Here is an 18,716-nt window from a genome sequence, read left to right as displayed (position 1 = left end):
AAGTACCAGAAGGTGTCGAGGTATTAAGAGAGGGATGAGATGAAAAAAGCACTGGGTCAAATACTAGTCACACTGACATTGATCGCAAGTTCGGCAAGCTGCTTAGCAGGTGGCGGTAGCGAAATGGCACCAGCACCAAGATATGAGCATCAGCTCAATACTATCACCATGCGTGAAGCTGAGATGTTACTAGAGCAAGGTGGAGTGACTTTCTTTGATGTTAACACGTTGGAGTTATGGGCTGAGGGATACATTCCCGGCGCTATCTATTTCAATATTCAAGATTGGAGAACGCTACTACCTGAAAAGAAAGACACACCGATGGTGTTTTACTGCGCCAACCGTATCTGTAATGCCAGTGAAATAGCAGCAAGAGCGGTGATGAAAATGGGTTATACCGATGTGAAGCAGATGCCAGATGGGATATATGGCTGGCGACTATCAAACCGAGTGATTGAAAAACCATAGAAGATGGATCTTTGGCAATCAATTTCGTGAATACTAATTTTCCTAAATGAGATGATAAAAATGACAAAAATTACTAAAACTTCATTAGCTGTTGTAGCAGGTCTTTCACTATTTATTTCTGCAAGCAGCATGGCAAATACACCACTCAATACTGAGGTTCAAAAAGAGTCTTACAGTATTGGCGCCTCTTTAGGCAAGTATCTCTCTAGCCAGATCTATTCTCAAACAGAGCTGGGCGCCGAAGTGGATGTTGAGCGAGTGATTGAAGGGGTAGTTGATGCCCTCAAGAACAACACACAATATTCAGATGAAGAGATTTTAACTTATCTGAATCAACGCGCAGAGCAATTAAATGCTGCTAAAGAAGCAGCCAATGAGCGCATCGCATTAGAAAACATGACCGCCGGTAGTAGTTACCTCGCTAATAACAAAAAACAAGATGGTGTCATCGTTACCGACTCTGGTTTGCAGTATCAAGTCGTTGCAGAAGGAGAGGGTCGTAAACCTAACCCTGAAGACGTGGTTACTGTGCACTACAAAGGTTACTTAATCGACGGTACTGAGTTTGACAACTCTTATGAGCGTAACGAACCAAACCGCTTTGCACTGATGAGTGTGATTGAAGGTTGGCAGGAAGGGATCCCACTGATGAATGAAGGTTCTACCTATAAATTCACTATCCCGTCAGAGCTTGCTTATAGCACAAAGCAGGTGGGCATTATTCCACCGAGTTCCACCTTAGTGTTCGAAGTTGAACTGGTTAAAGTTGAAGCGCCAGGTGAGAACGCGCATGGCATGGGGCTAAGCGGTATGGGCATGGGTGGCATGATGGGATCCGGTAGCGGACATTAGTCGCCACCCACTCAATAAGTTCACACAAATTAGAGAGTCACTATGAGTAGTCTTGCTGTTGGTATTGGTTTTTGTCTGGTTAGCGTTATTGCGTGTGTTTGGGGCCATCACCTTCAAGCTCATCATCTCAAACGTACTGCGCTAGCGAGCCAGGAGGCTGCGTCAACTGCTAAGGGACGAGCTTTTAACGGAGCGGTACCAGCAGCAATCTCTTTAGTGATGTTAATCATTCCCTTGATGGTTTACAGCCAGATAGGGCGGTTTAGTGAATGGGACAAAGGAGTCATTGACGAGAACATTGATTATCTGATCGCCGCAGATATCAATAAGAACGCACGAAAAGTAAATGAGCAACCTAGCAATGAAATTGCATTATTAACTTTAGCTCAATCCTACGCAGAGGGCGGCTTATATGCTCAATCTATAGCAACCTTAAATGACTTATTGCGCATCACTGGTGATGACGCTAACACGTTAGGGATGAAAGCCACTGCTATGTACTACCGCGACAATCGTGAGATGAGTATTGAAACCAAATTAGTGCTGGCTAGAGCGTTAGCACTGGACGAATTTGAGTTTCAATCTCAGTTACTTATTGCTACCGATGCATACCTTAATCAAGAGTATGAAACTGCAATTACTCACTGGCAGTTACTGCTACGCAGTCAAAGCCAACGCTTTAATCGAGCTTCAATTAATAATGCAATTTTAAAAACCGAGCAAAAAATAGCTAATCGTTCAGTGACTGCATCTGAGTAAAGTCACACCAATAAAAAATAGGTCAGCAAGACAGCTGATAGATGGAGGATGCTGTGAGTGAAAATATAGAGAGACGGAGGTTCCTTAAATGCTTAGGAGCCAGCTCTTTGATAATAGCGCCCTTAGGGTGCAGTTCTATCGAAGAGGAGTCAGATGCAAATAAACCCCATTATGTAATGGTGTTTGATCAAAATAAGTGCACCGGTTGTGGCGAGTGTAAGGACGCTTGTAACGTGACCAATAATCTTCCTGATGGTAAATCACGGATGATTATGGAGCAGCAATCAGGTGGCGTAGCAGGTGAAACTTGTCCTCACTGTGGCAAGAAAAATTGCGACTGTGAACGCAAGTATGTACGGGTTTCGTGCCAGCAATGTAAGAACGCTCCTTGTGTCACTGTCTGCCCAACGGGCGCTGCTCATCGTGATGAGAAGACAGGCATTGTGACCATGGATGCATCGAAATGTGCGGGTTGTAAGTACTGTATTGGCGCTTGCCCATACGATGCTCGCTTCATCAACAAAGAGACTGATGTTGCTGATAACTGTGACTTCTGTTTAAACACCAAGCTTGTGAAGGGTGAGCTTCCTGCTTGTGTGCAGCAGTGTCGTTATGATGCGCTGATTTTTGGTGACGCCAATGATCCTACCTCTTATGTCAGCAAGTTATTAAGAGTGAAGGATTCTGTGCGGATCAAGCCTGGGTTTGGTACTGAACCTAGCTTGCGATACATACCAATTGTTAAGTTAGGGGTGTAGCAATGGACGGAACTATTGATTTTACCATGGGCTTGTCGCAAGGCATTGCTTGGCCTTGGCCTATTGCGGTTTATCTGTTTTTTGCGGGGATTTCCGGTGGTGCGCTAGCCACTGCGATATTCATCCGTATGTATAAAAAGCAGACAGCCAATACGCCATTTTATAAAGCGGCTGCAGTGATTTCGCTAGCAACTATTAGCTTAGGCATGTTGTGCTTGGTGCTTGATTTGACCAACCCGTTATTCTTCTGGCGAATTTTGGTGTACTACAACCTTAATTCCGTGATGTCTATCGGTGTGATTGCACTAACAGCTTATATCCCGCTAACAGCATTAATCTCGCTTTACGCGTTAGAAGATGAGATCCGTGCTATTCCAGCGCTTAAGTTCTTAATCCCGGTGATTGAGAAGCTGCAGTCGGTGCGTAAGCCTGCTGAAATATTAGTGCTGGTTTTGGCTTTGTCAGTTTGTGCTTATACAGGCTTCCTTATCTCTGCGCTTATTCGTTTCCCGATTATCAATACCTCTGTGCTACCAGCACTATTTATTGCATCAGGGATCTCAGCGGGTGCTGCGGCAGCAAAAATGGTGGCGGTATCATTCTTCAAAGAGGACCTACACAGTCAAGACATGAAGTTACTGCATGGTGCTGAATGGCCAATTATGTTCGCTGAAGCCATGTTCATATTCATGATTGTGATGTCTTTGATGACGGGTAATGCTGGCGCCCAAAGCGCGTTTGAAGCCTTCCATACTGGGCAATGGGCAGCAGTGTTCTGGCTGGGTGTGATTGGTATTGGTTTTGGTGGTCCGCTACTGCTGAACTTTGCGACCAGTAAGTCATTCAGCCACTCTTCAAAAGCATTCTATGCTTCTGGGTTGTGTGCCGTGAGCGGCATGATGTGCCTGCGTTTATTTATCTTATATGCAGGACAAAACTTTGCAATCTAAGTTGTAAAGTTTGAATGATGGTGAGTAGGGCAACCTCAATTGCACCGCCCCTGCAGGGTCGCAATTGGGTGTTGTACCGAAAGCTAGCTAGAAGGTTTTACCACTATATTTGAGGTTAGAAATGAAAAAACTCTTGGGCTTGCTGTTATTACCGTTGTTATTCGCCTGTAGCCAAAGTGCAGACGAAGACATTGTTGTTAAAGCGCAAGCGATTCATGACCATGACCGCTGCCATATGTGTGGCATGATGATTACAAAATACCCTGGACCTAAAGGTCAGGTGCACCTCAAAGGCCAAGCGGTTACTCCTAAATTCTGTTCAACACGGGATATGTTTAACTTTGTACTACAAAGTGAAAACAAGCGCCAAGTACAAGAGTTATTCGTACACGATATGGCGAAGACCGACTGGGAACATCCACAAGATAGCGCTTTTATCGATGCTAAAACTGCCTGGTATGTCTACGGTACGAGTAAAAAGGCGGTGATGGGACCTGCTGTGGCCAGCTTTGGCACCAAAGAGGCCGCACTAAAGTTTGCCGAAGAGTTAGGCGGTATCGTACTTAGTTATGATCAGATAGATAGCAAGTTGCTTGCGGGTGAGTGAGCTGAAATAGGTTAAGTGTTATGACCAAATTAACTGTTGTGTCAGTTTCTATCCTGTTGATTGCCAGCGTAATGCTAAGCAACAACTCGATGGCTGCGACATGGGCAGTCGATAATAGCCAAGACCTACAGCAGCAACTCACTCAAGCACGCATTGGCGACACCATTATTTTAAAATCCGGTCGTTATCAGGGAAATGTTGAAATACAAAAATCACTCACCATTAAAGGTGAAGATGGGGCCGTTATTGATGCCAAGGGGTTGGGCAGTGCAATCACCATCAAAGCTAATGATGTCACGATTGAAGGCCTTAGGATTGAGAACTGGGGTGGAGATCTGTATGAGCGTGATGCGGGTATTTTGGTCATGGAGCACAGCAGCAATATCAAGATCATGCATAACGACCTGCAAGGTGATGGTTTTGGGGTTCGTGCAGATCATAGCGAGCAACTTCTAATAGGTTACAACCAAATTCACGGTAATCCCCAGCTACATGTGCTTGATCGAGGAGATGGTGTTCATCTGAATCGAGTGCAGCAAGCAGTGGTGGAGGCTAACCACATTGAGCATGTTCGAGACGGTGTTTATATCGAATCGAGCAAAGGCAGCTTAGTGACGAATAACCAGTTCTATCACCAACAGTACGGTATTCATTACATGTATAGCGAGCATGATGAGGCTTATGGCAATCATAGTGAAAACGTCAGCGGCGGTTATGCGGTCATGAGTTCTAAATTTGTCTATTTGCATCATAACCGAGCAGAAAGTGCCACTGAGTACGGAGTGTTACTGAATATCACCAACGGTGCGCGCATTGAGTTTAATGTACTGCGAAATGTGCATAACCCCCAAGGTCAGGAAGCGTTAGGTAACCAAGGCCGAGCAATGTTTATTTATGGCGCGTTAGATAATGAAATTCGCGGTAATGAGTTTGCCTTGAGTGATATCGGCATTGCGATGGCAATGGGTGGAGAGAAGAATCGTATTTATGAGAATAACTTTATCAATAACCTTACCCAAGTGAAATATGTTGGCGATGAGCTGCTGCTGCAATGGAGCCAACAGGGGCGGGGTAACTATTGGAGTAGTTACATGGGCTGGGATCATACTCAAGACGGCATTGGTGATCAGAGTTATCAGCCTAATGATTCAATGGATAAACTATTCTGGCGTTACCCTGAAGCCAAATTTCTGATGAATAGCCCTGTGGTGTCACTATTACGTTGGGTCGAATCGCAAATGACGGTATTTACCGCTACGGGCATAAAGGATGATTTCCCTTTGATGCAACCGACTCAGATTAATCAAGTTGTCGAGTCGACAACTTCTGTCAGCGAGCTCGCTTATGAACATTAACCTTAATTCTGCTAACCACAAGCCTGTTGTAAGGATTGAGCATGTCGGTCTGCGCTTTGGCGATTTCGATGCATTGCAAGACATCAATATCGATATCTTTCAGGGGCAAACGCTTGCCTTGCTTGGTCATAACGGCGCAGGAAAGTCGAGCCTAATTAAGCTGATTTTGGGGCTAATAAAGCCAACGACAGGTAAGTTAGTGGTACACAATAAGCCTGAACAATCGAGTGTCAATCTCGGGTATTTACCCGAAGATGTCAGCTTTTATGACAAGTTGACTGGCCTTGAAGTGTTGCGATATTTCGCCGCGTTAAAAGGTATTAATGACACACGAGTAAAGCAATTAATTGAAGAGTTTGAGCTCGGTTATGCGCAGCACAAACCGTTAAAAACCTACTCAAAAGGGATGAAGCAGCGCTTGGGCGTTGCGCAGGCTATTTTGTCTCATCCAGATATTTTATTACTCGATGAGCCAACAGTGGGGCTTGATCCACAGGCATCGCAGTTTCTTTATCAGAAAATCGACTCGCTCAAACAGCAGGGCTGCGCTGTGATTGTTTGCACTCATGAACTGTCGATAGTCGAGAAGCATCTTGATAGTGCTTTACTGCTGGCACAAGGTCGCCGGGTGGGCTGTGGCACTCTTAATGAGTTACGCCAAGCGAGTGGATTGAAGAGCCAAATAAAGCTTGCTGATTTTGCTGGTACAGTGCAGCGCGATAGTTATTTGGCCTCGTTTAGCCAAGGACAAAAACTACTGGTTGATAGTGCTGAGCGCAGCGCTGTGGTGGAATACTTGGTACAGCAAAAACAGTGTAGTGATTTTAGTGTTATCGAACCGAGTTTAGAGTCTATTTATCATCATTGTATGTTGCAACAACTGGATAGATCTGAACCAAGCAAAGTGGTTACTACACAGAAGAGCTGGCGACAATCGCTTCAACAATTCCTTCGTCCAACGGTGAATCAGAGTCCATTATGAATAGCATGCAGTTAACATCGCCAGTTTGGGTTATCGCTAGTAAAGAGCTGCGTGACAGTTTACGTAATCGTTGGATTCTGTTTATGGGATGCATTTTTATGATGCTATCTCTGTCAGTTACTTTTGCAGGGAGTGTGGTCACCGGTGAATTGGCATTGCCTCCGTTGGCTAACTTAATGTCGAGCCTGTCAACTACCGCTGTATTTATTATTCCCTTAGCGGCCATTCTGCTTAGCTACGATAGTTTTGTTGGCGAGCAGGAGGCGGGGACTTTACTGTTGCTGCTGTCATACCCTGTCAGTCGCAGTCAGATATTAATGGGCAAACTTTTAGGCCATTGCTTGGTGATGCTTATTACCACAAGCAGTGCTTTTGGTTTAACGGCGATATTATTGATTATGGTAGGTGAGCAATACGCTCCCCATGAAGTATTGAGTGTATTCATGCAGTTTATTCTGAGCAGTAACTTACTCGCGCTGACGTTTATTTTGCTGGGTTATATTGTAAGTTTGCGAGCAACAGAAAAAGCCAAGGCAGTAGCGGGGCTGCTATTCGTGTGGTTTCTGTTAGTACTTATCTATGATTTATTGCTTCTCACGGTATTGGTTTCCGATGTCGGGTTTATGGATAAGCAACTGCTTAATATTTTGATTGCGCTGAACCCTACAGATCTTTATCGAGCAATGAACTTGGTTGCCGTTGATGCCAAAGGCACGGGGGCTGCATTATCTATGATTGCTGATATTGATTTAGGTTTATCTGCGATGTATTTATTGATGCTGGGCTGGATCAGTAGTTTATTGGTGATTTCCCAAAAATTATTTAGTGGTAAACCGTTATAAATTGTTTTCTTTATTGAGTTTGGTTATGGCATGATAGTGAAAAATTAGTGAGTGCTAATTCTACCTGTTATCAATTATTTTTCATTTTGTGAACAACAACATACCGTTGTTAGCTATGACGAAATAATTGAGGTTATAGTCACATTTAAAAATTGTTTCTATCATTATAATCCAGAGTAATGTGCAGGTTTAATTGGCCTACTCAATTGACGACATTCTAAGAGGTTAATCTTGCTAAAAGTTACTCCTTATCTGGAGCTAGATGAGCAGGCTAAACAATTGATGGATCGTGTTAACAATACGACTATCAGTTTGACGTTTTCAGAATCTGCGGTTTTACATCAGTTGCTTATTGCTGATGGTGTGTGTGGAAAGGAAGAGCTGCTGGCGATAGGCTGGCCTGACCGTGTTGTTGCGGCTACATCTTTGACTCAGTGCATTAGCACTTTACGTAAAAAGTTAGAAGACTATCCTGAAGTACAGCTAAAAACCGTTGCTCGCCGTGGCTACGAGCTACATATCTCTGAGCGTTCACACATTAAAATGTTGGCGGTAAATGATGCTGAATCGATAAAAACAGCACTCATTGATGCTTCAATGATGGTTAAAATCGCTGGTATATTAGTACTTTTGCTGCTTATTTTACTATTTTGGTATAGCAGCGATTATCACAGAACGGTCAAAAATACTGGGCTTTGGAATGCTGATAAAAAAATGGCATTGAACATTGGTGGCACTAAAGAGATAGTCCCTATGTTCTATAAGAACGACGTCGAGCATCTACACCACTCTATGTGGCAAAAGCACCTTGCCCCTGAAAGTAATCACCTAGAAGACTTCAAAGGCTTTGAAGGATTTAGCGCGACCGATGGCAGTAACTATTCTATGGCGGTTTGTCCTGAAGTTGTCAAAGGCCAATGCTCCGGCCTTGGATTAATGAATATTGCGGCGATAGATCTTAACCCTGCAGGGCTAAACATCAATCAGTTTGCTGAGCTTTCTGAGCGGCTTGAGAAGCGGATCCGATATAACAAAGTCATTATCCCTCATGATAGTAGTGATGGCGACATCACAGAACATCACTACCATGCCGATGTGTATTTTCCTGTGGCTGGTGAACTGTTAGTCCGCGCAGATCTGAGTCTATCTTTGATCTATGAAGGGGAAGATAGTGGCCAATTTTATTCGGCAACGTGTATTACCGACGAAGACTGTTTAACCACGCCAATTAAATACAAAGTCCGTGGTACGTTTAAGCAGTACCTGCAGAAAATAAGTGGCATTGCGGTTGATGTGTTCCAAGTTAAGCTAAGTCAAAAAGAGTTCATTAAACCTGAGACTGTAAGCCCGTCGGCAATGCACTTTTATCGCGCGATTAGAAAGCATGATATTACCGATGAAGAGCTGTATTTTTATCGGATTTATACTGATGAGGAAAGTGCGGTTTGGATTACACCTATTCTAGGCAGTATCGTGGCTTGGTATAAGTATGATCAAGTGAGAATTTAACCATTTAAAGAATACAGAAATAAAAAGGGCGCTGATAATCTATATCAGCGCCCTTTTTATACAGCAACAAGTGTTTATACCAATCAGTATAAGAAGTTGATCTACTCAGAGCGTTTTTGGCACGCTAATTCAAGGCGGATAAATGACATAATGGTTGTTCCCTTATGAGTTTATTCAACGCAGAAGTAGCAAGCCAAAAACACTCCTACAGGCGAGTTTTAGCGGCTCTGATGCTGCGTTAATGAACTTGAACGTAGAATAACTATGCTCTTCATTCATTGCCTTACCTCAAAGCCGCTAAACTCTCGCTGAGCGATCAAATCTTTATACTGATTGGTATTACTTTATAAAAGCAAATGCATCGCCGTAGAGGTGATCTTCTTCAACGCCAATACTGCGGAACACTTCTCTTGCTGCACCGACCATATCGAAACGGCCTGCAATATAGATGTCATAGCCATTTAGACTAACGAAATCAGCTTTAATCTGTTCCAGCAAGTTTGCTTGCTTACCGTTCCAGTCAGCGGGTGCTTCTTCGACAACAGGTACAAAATGAAGCCAAGGATGCGCGTCATGCCACTCACGTGCTATAGCTTGATAGTACATCGCATCGGTAGTACGGCAACCCCAATAAAGAGTCGTTTCAACGGTCTGGCCAAGTGCAATCTGATGCTCAACAATACTTTTAATGTACGAGAAGCCAGTGCCGCCAGCAATTAAAAGGCGCGGACGCACGCTGTCATGACGAAGGTGAGCATCACCGCCTGGCACTTCAATATCGATTGTCCCGTTATTGGCTAAGCAATCTTTAAGACGCTCAACCACTTGCATAGGGTAGCTTTCGCTAACGGCGGCACCAATATGCAGCTCAATTTCCTGACTGTTTGGTGCAGAAGCGATCGAGAACGGACGCTTGTCTTTCTCGCCCATGACGACGCAAAGGTATTGTCCAGCCTTAAAATCAAAGGCTACAGTAGGCTTTAAAATAACCTGAAATACCGCATCATTAAACGGTGCGACTTTTTCAATTGTACAGCTAATGGTGTTCATCTTGATTCCTTGATGAGCTTCTCTTTGGAAGCTTATTCAGCATATTTTGCACATTGCTTAGGCAATAGTACGTTATAGGGTTGGTGCGTCATCTATTCCTAGATCGCTCCAGATCTCATCGACTTTCTGTTTAACGGCTTCATCCATAACGATAGGTGTACCCCATTCACGATCGGTTTCACCTTGCCACTTATTAGTCGCATCCATGCCCATTTTTGAGCCTAGCCCAGCAACAGGTGATGCAAAGTCGAGATAGTCGATCGGGGTATTTTCTATCATTACGGTGTCACGCTTCGGATCCATTCTGGTGGTTATGGCCCAGATGACATCGTTCCAATCTCGGCAGTTGACGTCTTCGTCGACGACAACAATAAACTTGGTGTACATAAACTGGCGTAAGAACGACCACGCCCCCATCATCACTCGCTTAGCGTGACCAGGGTATTGCTTACGAATTGAGATCACCGCCATACGATATGAGCAGCCTTCAGGCGGCAGGTAAAAATCAATGATCTCTGGATACTGCTTACGCAGAATTGGCACAAATACTTCATTGAGTGCCACACCTAACATCGCAGGCTCATCAGGTGGACGGCCGGTATAGGTGCTGTGGTATATGGCATCTTTTCGATGGGTAATATGCGTCACAGTAAATACAGGGAATGAGTCAGTTTCATTGTAGTAACCAGTATGGTCACCGTAAGGTCCCTCCTCAGCCATCTCCTCTGGATCGATATAACCTTCTAAAATGATTTCGCTGGTGGCGGGCACCTCTAAATCACAGCTTATCGCCTTGCATACTTCGGTGCGTTCGCCGCGCAGTAGGCCGGCAAAGGCATACTCGCTCATCGAGTCGGGTACTGGAGTTACCGCACCTAAAATAGTGACGGGATCAGCGCCAAGAGCGACAACAACAGGGTAGCGCTCACCTGGGTGCTTCTCTTTAAAATCTTTAAAATCTAATGCGCCGCCGCGATGATCGAGCCAGCGCATAATGAGTTTATCTTTACCCAATAGCTGCTGACGGTAGATCCCTAGGTTTTGACGTTTTTGACGCGGGCCTTTAGTGATGGTGAGTCCCCACGTCACTAATGGTGCAACGTCACCAGGCCAGCAATGCTGGATAGGAAGCTTGGTGAGATCGACCTCTTGTGCCGTTTTTATCACTTCTTGGCATGGAGGGTTACGCACAGTTTTAGGCGGCATGTTGAGCGCTTGTTTAAACATAGGGATCTTTGAGATCGCATCTTTAAAGCCACGCGGCGGCTCAGGCTCTTTAAGGAACGCAAGTAGCTCACCGACATCACGCAGGGCAAGAGGATCTTCTTTGCCGAGCGCCATAGCAACGCGTTTTGGCGTGCCAAATAGATTCGCCAGTACTGGCATGTCATTGCCAACAGGATTTTCAAACAACAGAGCAGGGCCTTTTGAACGCAAAACACGATCGGCAATTTCTGTCATTTCCAAATGAGGGTCGACGGGATGACTAATACGCTTAAGCTCACCATTACTTTCTAGGTGCTCTATAAAACTGCGCAAATCCTTAAAACTCATAGGGGAATTCTCATCGCTATAAACTGTGATATGGCGCGCACTATAGCATCATTCACGGAGCCGTTAAACGCTTGTAGAACGATGGATAGCTTGTCGCGATAATATTGGTGATATGGCATAGAAGCTATACTATTAATAGTATAGTAGAAGGCGTAAAATGACTTAGTGCTTTACGTTTTGCTAATATGAATTTGGCGCAGGAGTATAGCGATGAAATCATTTACCTTCACAGTGATAATAATCTCGTTCTTGGCAATGTCGGGCTCGGCAGTGGCTGGCCAACATGTGACACCATCACTTTTGGCTACGAGTAATGTCAGTGTGGGCGTTGGCTGGGGCAATGGTTGGAACTCCAGTTTTAATGACCCATGGCGCTGGAATGTTGGTGTGTCAAACGGTTGGTACTCTTATCCTTATCGAGGTCGCTATTATCGACCTGGTTGGGGGTATTATGGCTCTCGTTGGGGCTATGCTGGCAATCGACATCTATATCCCTATCGATATCAGCAACCCAGTTATCGCCGTGTTGAACCCAAAGTGATTAGTCCTCCTGAAAGAGTCACCACCAGTGTGAGTTACGCAACGGGATTGACGCATCTGCCTGAAAATGCGCGGGTGGTACAAAAAGATGGTCACACCGTTTATGAATGGCAGGGAGTAGAGTACCAATTTGATTGGAGCACTAAGACCTACAACAAGGTTAATTAGCTTACGCTTTTAAGGTTGCTTTTGCCGGTTATCGTTTTAATATGATGCGTAAAAACAGGGATGGATTGAGATAAATGAGCTGGATGCAATTTATTATTGAACTATTAGACAAACTGGCTTGGCCATTAGTACTGGTGTTTGCTGTCGTTAGTCTCAAACGACCGATTTCTAAGCTTATTCCACTCGCGAAAAAGCTAAAGTTTAAAGATCTCGAACTTGAGTTTGGCCAAGAGCTAAAAGCTGTGACTCAAGAGGCTGAAGCTATCTTTCCTGAGCTTAAGTTAGACAAGCGTAATATGTTAATCGTGTCAGCGAGTAAGTTGCCAAATTCTGCTGTTATTGAAGCTTGGGAAACTGTCGACTTAGCGGCCGAAAAGTTGATTCACTCCCATTGCAGTAACATCACGTTAGATAAAAATACCCGCTATAAACATATCGAGAATATATTGATCTCCGAGCAACTCATCAGCACTAAGCAGGGCAAGCTATTTAGTGAGTTAAGGCAACTGCGGAATAAAGTTGCCCATGCCGTTGGTTATGAAGTGGATAAGACGCAAGCGGTACAATATATCGAACTCTGCTTTAAGCTCATCGATCATCTACATGGCTTGACCCCCTCAACCCTGCAAGTATGCCAAACTTCTGTTAGTGACGTTGCCAGCTAATACAGCCATTACATTAAAACAAAAGCCTTTATCGCGTACTGAATTTAGGCGTTAGATCCTTGTTTAACATCCTGATGAAAAATATTCATGATTTGTCTGTCTAATTGACTACAAGTTGCTGTCTTGCATTAGTTTATTTCAAGCTCACTCAGTTAGGCCTAATGCTTAAATATGTTATCTTTAGTTGGTTTTATTCAGATTTTTTATTAAAAAATTTAGTAATCACAACTTAGTTAAGGTCTTTCAGGGATGGTAACCGTAACGAGAAAACTGCAAGCTTTCACTTTAATCGAATTGTTAATCGTGATCGCTATCATGGGTATTTTAGCAACCGTAGTGCTACCCTCCTATGAATCCTACATTCAAGATGGTCGCCGCAGTGAAGCGCAGCGCACCATCATTGAGCATGTCGCATTGCTTGAGCGCCAATATACACGCATGGGCGGGTACCCTGATAGTCTAGTGGTTCCTACCAGAGACAGTAAGTATTATTCCTTTAGTTATAACGTTGCTGATGCCGCAGCTGAATCTGAGGCAAGCAATGATGCGACTACATTCACACTCAAGGCCACACCCAAGTCGGGCACCTCACAAGCCGGTGATCGTTGCGGCACGTTGAGCATTAATCAGCAAGGGGTAAAAACACCTGCTCAAGGATGTTGGTAGATGGGATGCCAAATACCCTTTAAGCCCAGAGGCTTTACTCTGCTTGAGCTACTCACAACATTGGCTATTGTTGCCATCGCAGCCAGCACTGCAGTGCCAGCGATGAGTAACCAGATTAAGAATAACCGTTTAGTCAGCAATGCCAATCAACTACAAAGCGTATTCAAGTTTGCTCGCAGCGAAGCGGCTAAGCGTGATTTAGCCATTTCGATGAATAAAGATGCGGGAAGCTGGTTAGTACAGCTGGAAGGTGAAACTTTGCAAGAGTTTCGTGTAAGCCATAATGACATCGCTGTCACAGGGCTTAAAGATATGAGCTTATCACGCTCTGGAGAGGCCGAGGCCAGCAAGATAAAAATATCTGACGGTGACAGCGATACCACCGATTACTGCTTCACCATTTTAACCAGTGGCCAGAGTTATTTAACTAAGAGTGATAGTTGCTCATGAATATACCCAAAGCTATCTGTCAGTCAGGGTTCACCCTTATCGAAGTGCTTATTGCTCTTTTTCTTTCGACGATTATCTTACTGGGCCTTGCCGCAGGTGAACTTAAATCTCTGCAATATGCGACCAATAGCTTTAATTACACGCTCTCTTTAGTTCAGGCAAATAACGCGGTTGAAAAAACCTGGTCAAAGCTGTGTGACTTACAAACTGGCAATATTAGCTACAACAACGACTTTGTTGCTAGTGTGCAGCCCCAATTTACAGCTTATACCATGACGCTGACTCCTGCTGCGGGGGCGGGGTTTAATAATGAGTTGGAGGTTGATGTAAGCTGGAATGATGCTCGAATGGTAGACGGACTCGAAAGCCGAATTCGTATTGATGCTATGTACCCACAGGTGTGCCCTTAATGTTGATACTCACTCCTACTCTAACAAAGCAAACTGTAAAAGGTTTTTCACTTATTGAGGTGATGGTGGCACTGATCATCAGCACTGCGTTAGTGCTAGGTGTATTCGGCGTTTATTCGTCAATCAGTACCACAATACTAACCAGTAAAAGTCTTGAAACGACCCAAGAAGTGGTGCGTTTTAGTGTGCAAGTGTTCAGCCGTAGTTTAAAGCAAACCGAAATAGAACCAAGCATAGTGAGTAATGGTAACAGCCTGGTGGTAGAGCAAGTGGCTAATGTGAAGGCATGTGATGGTTCAATCCCAGATAAACCTTATAAAGAGACCTATGTAGTCGTTTCACCGTTACTGCAGTGTACTTTGACCATTGATGGAACTGTGTCAGATCCTAAAACGATTCTCAGCGGTATTACCGCTATAGAGTTTCAACGTGAAGATGACTTGATGCATATTCTAGTGAGTCCCAGCTTTTTACCTGAAAGTTTTATTGGTGGGCAGGTACTAATAGATATCGCTCTGACTCGGATCATTCTTTCGAAAGCGTTTTCATCATAGGGGGGACTATGTATTTATCGCATTCATCTCAACAAGGTATGAGCTTGGTTACTGTGATGCTGCTAAGCTCACTGGCAGGTATTTTAGTCTTAGGTTCCCTGCGCGATAACATTATTCAAGAACGGCTCAGTGGTAATTTTCAAAAGAAAATGAACGCACAGTTAGTCGCTGAAAGAGGGATTTTTGAGACGCATGCAGCTCTACTGGCATTGCTTCAAGATAATCCTGATGCAACATTAGAGGAGCTGATGGCAGCGGTTGGAGGAGAAGATTTAGCTAAGTTTGGTAATGGTGGCTTGAGCGACATGCGCTATAGCGTCGACTTGTCGAAAGACTCCTCTGGGCAACTTTTACTTGCCAGTCGAGGTAAGCGCTTTGAAGGTTCCTCTGCTTTGAAAGCGAGATTCGAATTAACCTCTGGTGGCGGTAGCTCTCCGTTTGCTAATGCCATCGTTGGCTGTGAGGGTGTTGACCTATCCGGAAGCGGTAAAATTGACAGCTTCAATTCCAATAATGGCGGGAGTTACGATCCTAATGCCCCGGGTCAAAATGCCAACGTGACTACAATCGAACCTGACAGTGATATTACTCTTGGAGGCCACTCTCCTATTTATGGTGATGTGGCCGCGACAGGGAATATTGAGTTAAACGGCTCTTCACCGGTAGAGGGGAATTTGCATGCTAATGGCGACATCACCTTGAGTTACAGTGGTGTTGATTACCGAGTGACTGGCAATATATTCACTCGAGGTAATTATCTACATAAAGGAGGCTCAGTGGGTGGTTACGTAAGAGCAAATGGTAATGCAGAGATGAAATGGACCACTTTTATCTCTAATTTAAATAACAGCGAAGCTGACATATTATATGGCGGTACAGGTATTTTCCCTGACGGAACCAACCATAAAGATCAAGCTGGAAACTATTATGGTGATGCGCAATTCAAGGTGATGCCAGATGTTGCTAAAGTCCCTGAAAATGATGGTAGCTCTAGCGATCTGACCGATCCTAGTACTAATTGTGACCCTTTGAGCATCGCTCCCCAAATCAGTGCCATTGATGATGGTTCTAGCACGTTGCACAGTTTTAGCGCTGGTGCAGGGGCAACCTACAAGTTTACACCAAACGCAGGCCAGGGCAGTGTTGCGCAAATGGCGCCTGTCAATGCGGAGGTGCTTGGTTTCATTTATCCTGTTTATAAACTTAGTCAGTTCTCGATGAGCTCAAATGCGAACGTGAGCATAGCTGGTGGTGATGTGTTTCTGTACGTTGCAGGAAACTTTGCTCTTAGTGGTGCTACAACCATGACGATTAAAGCTGATAGTAGCCTTACGTTATTGATTGAAGGTCGTGTGAGTTTAGGAGCCGGTTCAAATATAGTGACTGAAAAACCTGGCTTAACGAGTGAAAGTAAGCGTCCTTCGTTATCTATATACTCCTCAAATACTGATGATGAAGGGGTAAGTATTTATGGGAATTCCGAGATCTATGCTGCGGTTTATGCCCCGTTTACAGCAGTGAGTGTTGCTGGTAGTGGTGAGCTTTATGGTGCCGTTAGAGCAAAAAAATTGTCAGTGACAGGTGGAGCAGCGATCCATTTTGATCATGCGTTAGCGAATGTCGATCCGTCAGGTGGTTTAATCGGGGAGAAAAAACTTAGGCTGGTTGGCTGGGAGTATTAATTCGGTATCACTGAGTTAGGGCTAAGCTTTAAGTGATTCAACTTAGAGTTTAAACGCTAACATCAATAGCGGCGAGACCGTAGCTATCGATACGGCCTCTGTGCTTACCATCTACCAAACAACTTCGGTAATGGCATTCTCTGTTTCACCAATAATCGTTTTAACCACATTATTGTCAGCATCTAGCAAGATAAGCCTAGGTATACCAGTATTGGCAAATTGATTGTAGATGCTTCTGTCTGTATCAGCGACAAGTGCAAAGTTTAGCTCGTACTCTTTAGCAAACTTATCTAATGCTGGTTTATTCTCTTCTCTGCCAATCCCAATAATATCGACGTTAGGACTCAAATACAGAGCGGATGCAGTGAGGTGTTTCATGGTGCGCTGTGAATCATGGCACCAAGTGGCGAATAAGATCAGTAATTTGTTATTTCTTGATTTGCTTAGATCGATACTGTTCCCCTGAGTATCAATAAATTGAGTAACAGGCGCTTTATCCCCCGGCTTTACATAGGTGAGGTATTCAGGCTTATCTTGGTCGGTACCGTGGCCTGCATTCGTTGTACAGCCGGAAGAGATTAATAAAAGTAAGCTACTGAAGATAAGTGTTAAAGCTCTCATAGGGCATCCATGTGTTTGTAAGTCGACCTAAAGTAACAAAGCTTAGAGTGATTGTATAATGACAAGTATATCTTTAGACGAGCTCAGCGAAAGAAGCTAAAACAGACAAAGACTCTCCTGTGACAGTCTTTGTCAAAAAGAGATTATAGCGAATGGAAAAAGCGTTCTTGCCTAGGTAGGTAGTAATTATCATAGTTTGCTGAAAACACTACGCTGCTTGAACGACCAACAATTTCAGTTCTAGGGACGAAGCCAATCATTCTAGAGTCACCACTATTATCGCGATTATCCCCCAGTACTAAGTAGTGTCCCTCAGGGACGGTGATAGGGCCAAAGCTTGATTGTGGTGTCATAACGCCTTGCCCTGAAAAGCCAGCCACTTTTATTTGGTGATTGAGTCCGAGTAAGTTCTCTGTACGTGTTTCAGAACCGTCAGAGTGCAGCGTGTGAGATTCACTATAGGTAAGAGTATTACCATTGATTGAAAGTACATTGTCATGCATTGAGATAGAATCTGTTGGCAGACCAATTACTCTTTTAACCAGTTTTTTATTACTTGCCTTAGAGTCAAAAATAACAATGTCGCCGCGTTGTGGGTCTGCAAGTTTAGCGATAGAGATGTGGGTAAATGGAACGCGTAAATCGTAAGCCATCTTATTCACTAGCAAACGGTCGCCTTCGATAATAGTCGGCTTCATTGAACCAGTGGGGACATGGTTCCAATCGGCGACTGCACTTCTAAACACCAGCATTAGTGAAATAAACAAGATCAGTGAACGGTTCTGCTTAAGCAGTTTGATTAGTCTCTTCATAATAGTTCCTTTATTGATTGAGAGCGTGTTAGCTAAACAATATGACTTCAGTATTCATTTATGGTTCTAAATTTAGCCAAGTCAAAAAGTAACTAAATATTAAAAAATGAACAACAGCTGACAGCAGCAGAGCATTTAGACGCGTATTTGCAGAAAAAGACAGCGATAAAACAGCTTTATTGCAAAAAAAACGCTTAATGGTCTAAATGTTGCTCAGTTAAGCAAATATAGGCTTTACATTAGAACTGAGTTTCCCTATTATTCACGGCGTTCGGAGAGATGGCAGAGTGGTCGAATGCACCGGTCTTGAAAACCGGCATGGGTTTGTAGCCCATCTAGGGTTCAAATCCCTATCTCTCCGCCACATTAAGAAAAGCTCGCTATTTTTTAGCGGGCTTTTTGCTTTCTGCAGTTTTAGTATGTATATGCTGGAAAGAACCCTAGGGTTCCTATTGTTTAAAG

At 44.0% G+C, this 18,716-nt stretch carries 21 protein-coding genes and 1 tRNA gene; 18 read left to right on the top strand and 4 right to left on the bottom strand.

Annotated features, from left to right (window positions below):
• The first annotated feature begins 39 nt into the window (after positions 1-39).
• The 10 genes from AB4135_RS12215 to AB4135_RS12170 all read left to right on the top strand — a co-directional run bounded on the left by AB4135_RS12215 (position 40) and on the right by AB4135_RS12170 (position 9,082).
• On the top strand, positions 40-468 hold the full coding sequence (locus AB4135_RS12215) for a rhodanese-like domain-containing protein (protein WP_371993193.1): 429 nt from the start codon (positions 40-42) through the stop codon (positions 466-468).
• A 60-nt stretch (positions 469-528) separates the two neighbouring features.
• Complete coding sequence (locus AB4135_RS12210) at positions 529-1,320, top strand: FKBP-type peptidyl-prolyl cis-trans isomerase (RefSeq protein WP_371993191.1); 792 nt, start codon at positions 529-531, stop codon at positions 1,318-1,320.
• Between the two features lie 42 nt (positions 1,321-1,362).
• Complete coding sequence (locus AB4135_RS12205; protein ID WP_371993190.1) at positions 1,363-2,079, top strand: nitrite reductase; 717 nt, start codon at positions 1,363-1,365, stop codon at positions 2,077-2,079.
• A gap of 53 nt (positions 2,080-2,132) precedes the next feature.
• Complete coding sequence (locus tag AB4135_RS12200; RefSeq protein ID WP_371993188.1) at positions 2,133-2,837, top strand: 4Fe-4S dicluster domain-containing protein; 705 nt, start codon at positions 2,133-2,135, stop codon at positions 2,835-2,837.
• Between the two features lie 2 nt (positions 2,838-2,839).
• The gene (gene nrfD, locus AB4135_RS12195; RefSeq protein WP_371993186.1) at positions 2,840-3,787 is read left to right on the top strand and encodes an NrfD/PsrC family molybdoenzyme membrane anchor subunit; all 948 of its coding nucleotides are present in this window, start codon (positions 2,840-2,842) and stop codon (positions 3,785-3,787) included.
• 121 nt (positions 3,788-3,908) lie between these two features.
• Positions 3,909-4,394 carry a nitrous oxide reductase accessory protein NosL gene (locus AB4135_RS12190; RefSeq protein ID WP_371993184.1) on the top strand — a complete coding sequence of 162 codons (486 nt, stop codon included), beginning with the start codon at positions 3,909-3,911 and terminating at the stop codon, positions 4,392-4,394.
• A gap of 20 nt (positions 4,395-4,414) precedes the next feature.
• Positions 4,415-5,749, top strand: coding sequence for a nitrous oxide reductase family maturation protein NosD (gene nosD, locus AB4135_RS12185; protein ID WP_371993183.1), 1,335 nt, complete (start codon positions 4,415-4,417; stop codon positions 5,747-5,749).
• Positions 5,739-6,731 carry an ABC transporter ATP-binding protein gene (locus tag AB4135_RS12180; protein ID WP_371993181.1) on the top strand — a complete coding sequence of 331 codons (993 nt, stop codon included), beginning with the start codon at positions 5,739-5,741 and terminating at the stop codon, positions 6,729-6,731. Before nosD ends, AB4135_RS12180 begins: the two co-directional genes overlap by 11 nt.
• Positions 6,728-7,573, top strand: a complete 846-nt coding sequence (locus tag AB4135_RS12175; protein ID WP_371993179.1) for an ABC transporter permease — start codon at positions 6,728-6,730, stop codon at positions 7,571-7,573. The genes AB4135_RS12180 and AB4135_RS12175 overlap by 4 nt, the downstream gene beginning before the upstream one ends.
• A gap of 231 nt (positions 7,574-7,804) precedes the next feature.
• The gene (locus AB4135_RS12170) at positions 7,805-9,082 is read left to right on the top strand and encodes a transcriptional regulator (protein WP_371993178.1); all 1,278 of its coding nucleotides are present in this window, start codon (positions 7,805-7,807) and stop codon (positions 9,080-9,082) included.
• A 339-nt stretch (positions 9,083-9,421) separates the two neighbouring features.
• On the opposite strand, the gene fre is transcribed toward AB4135_RS12170, so the two are convergent.
• Together fre and ubiD are read right to left on the bottom strand one after the other, a co-directional pair.
• Complete coding sequence (fre, locus tag AB4135_RS12165; RefSeq protein ID WP_371993176.1) at positions 9,422-10,132, bottom strand: NAD(P)H-flavin reductase; 711 nt, start codon at positions 10,130-10,132, stop codon at positions 9,422-9,424.
• Positions 10,133-10,204: 72 nt separating this feature from the next.
• The gene (gene ubiD / locus AB4135_RS12160) at positions 10,205-11,686 is read right to left on the bottom strand and encodes a 4-hydroxy-3-polyprenylbenzoate decarboxylase (RefSeq protein ID WP_371993174.1); all 1,482 of its coding nucleotides are present in this window, start codon (positions 11,684-11,686) and stop codon (positions 10,205-10,207) included.
• 210 nt (positions 11,687-11,896) lie between these two features.
• Between ubiD and AB4135_RS12155 the strand changes: the two genes are divergently transcribed.
• From AB4135_RS12155 to AB4135_RS12125, 7 genes are all read left to right on the top strand, one after another.
• Entirely contained in the window at positions 11,897-12,394 is a 498-nt protein-coding gene (locus AB4135_RS12155; protein WP_371993172.1) for a hypothetical protein, read from the top strand.
• 74 nt (positions 12,395-12,468) lie between these two features.
• Entirely contained in the window at positions 12,469-13,059 is a 591-nt protein-coding gene (locus AB4135_RS12150; RefSeq protein ID WP_371993171.1) for a hypothetical protein, read from the top strand.
• Between the two features lie 249 nt (positions 13,060-13,308).
• Positions 13,309-13,725, top strand: coding sequence for a type IV pilin protein (locus AB4135_RS12145; RefSeq protein ID WP_371993169.1), 417 nt, complete (start codon positions 13,309-13,311; stop codon positions 13,723-13,725).
• Positions 13,726-14,175, top strand: coding sequence for a Tfp pilus assembly protein FimT/FimU (locus tag AB4135_RS12140; protein ID WP_371993167.1), 450 nt, complete (start codon positions 13,726-13,728; stop codon positions 14,173-14,175).
• A complete protein-coding gene (locus AB4135_RS12135; RefSeq protein WP_371993165.1) occupies positions 14,172-14,585 on the top strand; it encodes a prepilin-type N-terminal cleavage/methylation domain-containing protein in 414 nt (137 codons plus the stop codon). Before AB4135_RS12140 ends, AB4135_RS12135 begins: the two co-directional genes overlap by 4 nt.
• Positions 14,585-15,139 carry a PilW family protein gene (locus AB4135_RS12130; protein WP_371993163.1) on the top strand — a complete coding sequence of 185 codons (555 nt, stop codon included), beginning with the start codon at positions 14,585-14,587 and terminating at the stop codon, positions 15,137-15,139. The genes AB4135_RS12135 and AB4135_RS12130 overlap by 1 nt, the downstream gene beginning before the upstream one ends.
• Positions 15,140-15,147: 8 nt before the next feature.
• Positions 15,148-16,821, top strand: a complete 1,674-nt coding sequence (locus AB4135_RS12125) for a polymer-forming cytoskeletal protein (RefSeq protein ID WP_371993162.1) — start codon at positions 15,148-15,150, stop codon at positions 16,819-16,821.
• A 111-nt stretch (positions 16,822-16,932) separates the two neighbouring features.
• On the opposite strand, the gene AB4135_RS12120 is transcribed toward AB4135_RS12125, so the two are convergent.
• On the bottom strand, positions 16,933-17,442 hold the full coding sequence (locus AB4135_RS12120) for a TlpA family protein disulfide reductase (RefSeq protein ID WP_371993160.1): 510 nt from the start codon (positions 17,440-17,442) through the stop codon (positions 16,933-16,935).
• Positions 17,443-17,585: 143 nt separating this feature from the next.
• Positions 17,586-18,257: a signal peptidase I gene (lepB, locus tag AB4135_RS12115; RefSeq protein WP_371993212.1), complete on the bottom strand. Its 672-nt coding sequence runs from the start codon at positions 18,255-18,257 to the stop codon at positions 17,586-17,588.
• Positions 18,258-18,527: 270 nt separating this feature from the next.
• Here lepB and AB4135_RS12110 point away from each other — a divergent pair.
• Positions 18,528-18,618: transfer RNA gene (locus tag AB4135_RS12110), tRNA-Ser, on the top strand.
• Positions 18,619-18,716 lie beyond the last annotated feature (98 nt).

Origin of the sequence: Shewanella sp. 10N.286.54.B9, from assembly GCF_041468565.1 — a bacterium.
Lineage (GTDB): Bacteria > Pseudomonadota > Gammaproteobacteria > Enterobacterales > Shewanellaceae > Shewanella.
Note: the sequence above shows the minus strand (reverse complement) of the source record. Positions and strands in the feature narration are given on the sequence as shown.

What these genes read in the sequence shown, in the direction of transcription:
- AB4135_RS12155 (WP_371993172.1), top strand. Translation starts at nt 11,897, where the DNA reads ATGAAATCATTTACCTTCACAGTGATAATAATCTCGTTCTTGGCAATG.
- AB4135_RS12175 (WP_371993179.1), top strand. Translation starts at nt 6,728, where the DNA reads ATGAATAGCATGCAGTTAACATCGCCAGTTTGGGTTATCGCTAGTAAA.
- nosD (WP_371993183.1), top strand. Translation starts at nt 4,415, where the DNA reads ATGACCAAATTAACTGTTGTGTCAGTTTCTATCCTGTTGATTGCCAGC.
- AB4135_RS12150 (WP_371993171.1), top strand. Translation starts at nt 12,469, where the DNA reads ATGAGCTGGATGCAATTTATTATTGAACTATTAGACAAACTGGCTTGG.
- AB4135_RS12145 (WP_371993169.1), top strand. Translation starts at nt 13,309, where the DNA reads ATGGTAACCGTAACGAGAAAACTGCAAGCTTTCACTTTAATCGAATTG.
- AB4135_RS12215 (WP_371993193.1), top strand. Translation starts at nt 40, where the DNA reads ATGAAAAAAGCACTGGGTCAAATACTAGTCACACTGACATTGATCGCA.
- AB4135_RS12210 (WP_371993191.1), top strand. Translation starts at nt 529, where the DNA reads ATGACAAAAATTACTAAAACTTCATTAGCTGTTGTAGCAGGTCTTTCA.
- ubiD (WP_371993174.1), bottom strand. Translation starts at nt 11,686, where the DNA reads ATGAGTTTTAAGGATTTGCGCAGTTTTATAGAGCACCTAGAAAGTAAT.
- AB4135_RS12130 (WP_371993163.1), top strand. Translation starts at nt 14,585, where the DNA reads ATGTTGATACTCACTCCTACTCTAACAAAGCAAACTGTAAAAGGTTTT.
- AB4135_RS12205 (WP_371993190.1), top strand. Translation starts at nt 1,363, where the DNA reads ATGAGTAGTCTTGCTGTTGGTATTGGTTTTTGTCTGGTTAGCGTTATT.
- AB4135_RS12180 (WP_371993181.1), top strand. Translation starts at nt 5,739, where the DNA reads ATGAACATTAACCTTAATTCTGCTAACCACAAGCCTGTTGTAAGGATT.
- AB4135_RS12120 (WP_371993160.1), bottom strand. Translation starts at nt 17,442, where the DNA reads ATGAGAGCTTTAACACTTATCTTCAGTAGCTTACTTTTATTAATCTCT.
- AB4135_RS12190 (WP_371993184.1), top strand. Translation starts at nt 3,909, where the DNA reads ATGAAAAAACTCTTGGGCTTGCTGTTATTACCGTTGTTATTCGCCTGT.
- AB4135_RS12140 (WP_371993167.1), top strand. Translation starts at nt 13,726, where the DNA reads ATGGGATGCCAAATACCCTTTAAGCCCAGAGGCTTTACTCTGCTTGAG.
- AB4135_RS12125 (WP_371993162.1), top strand. Translation starts at nt 15,148, where the DNA reads ATGTATTTATCGCATTCATCTCAACAAGGTATGAGCTTGGTTACTGTG.
- AB4135_RS12135 (WP_371993165.1), top strand. Translation starts at nt 14,172, where the DNA reads ATGAATATACCCAAAGCTATCTGTCAGTCAGGGTTCACCCTTATCGAA.
- nrfD (WP_371993186.1), top strand. Translation starts at nt 2,840, where the DNA reads ATGGACGGAACTATTGATTTTACCATGGGCTTGTCGCAAGGCATTGCT.
- fre (WP_371993176.1), bottom strand. Translation starts at nt 10,132, where the DNA reads ATGAACACCATTAGCTGTACAATTGAAAAAGTCGCACCGTTTAATGAT.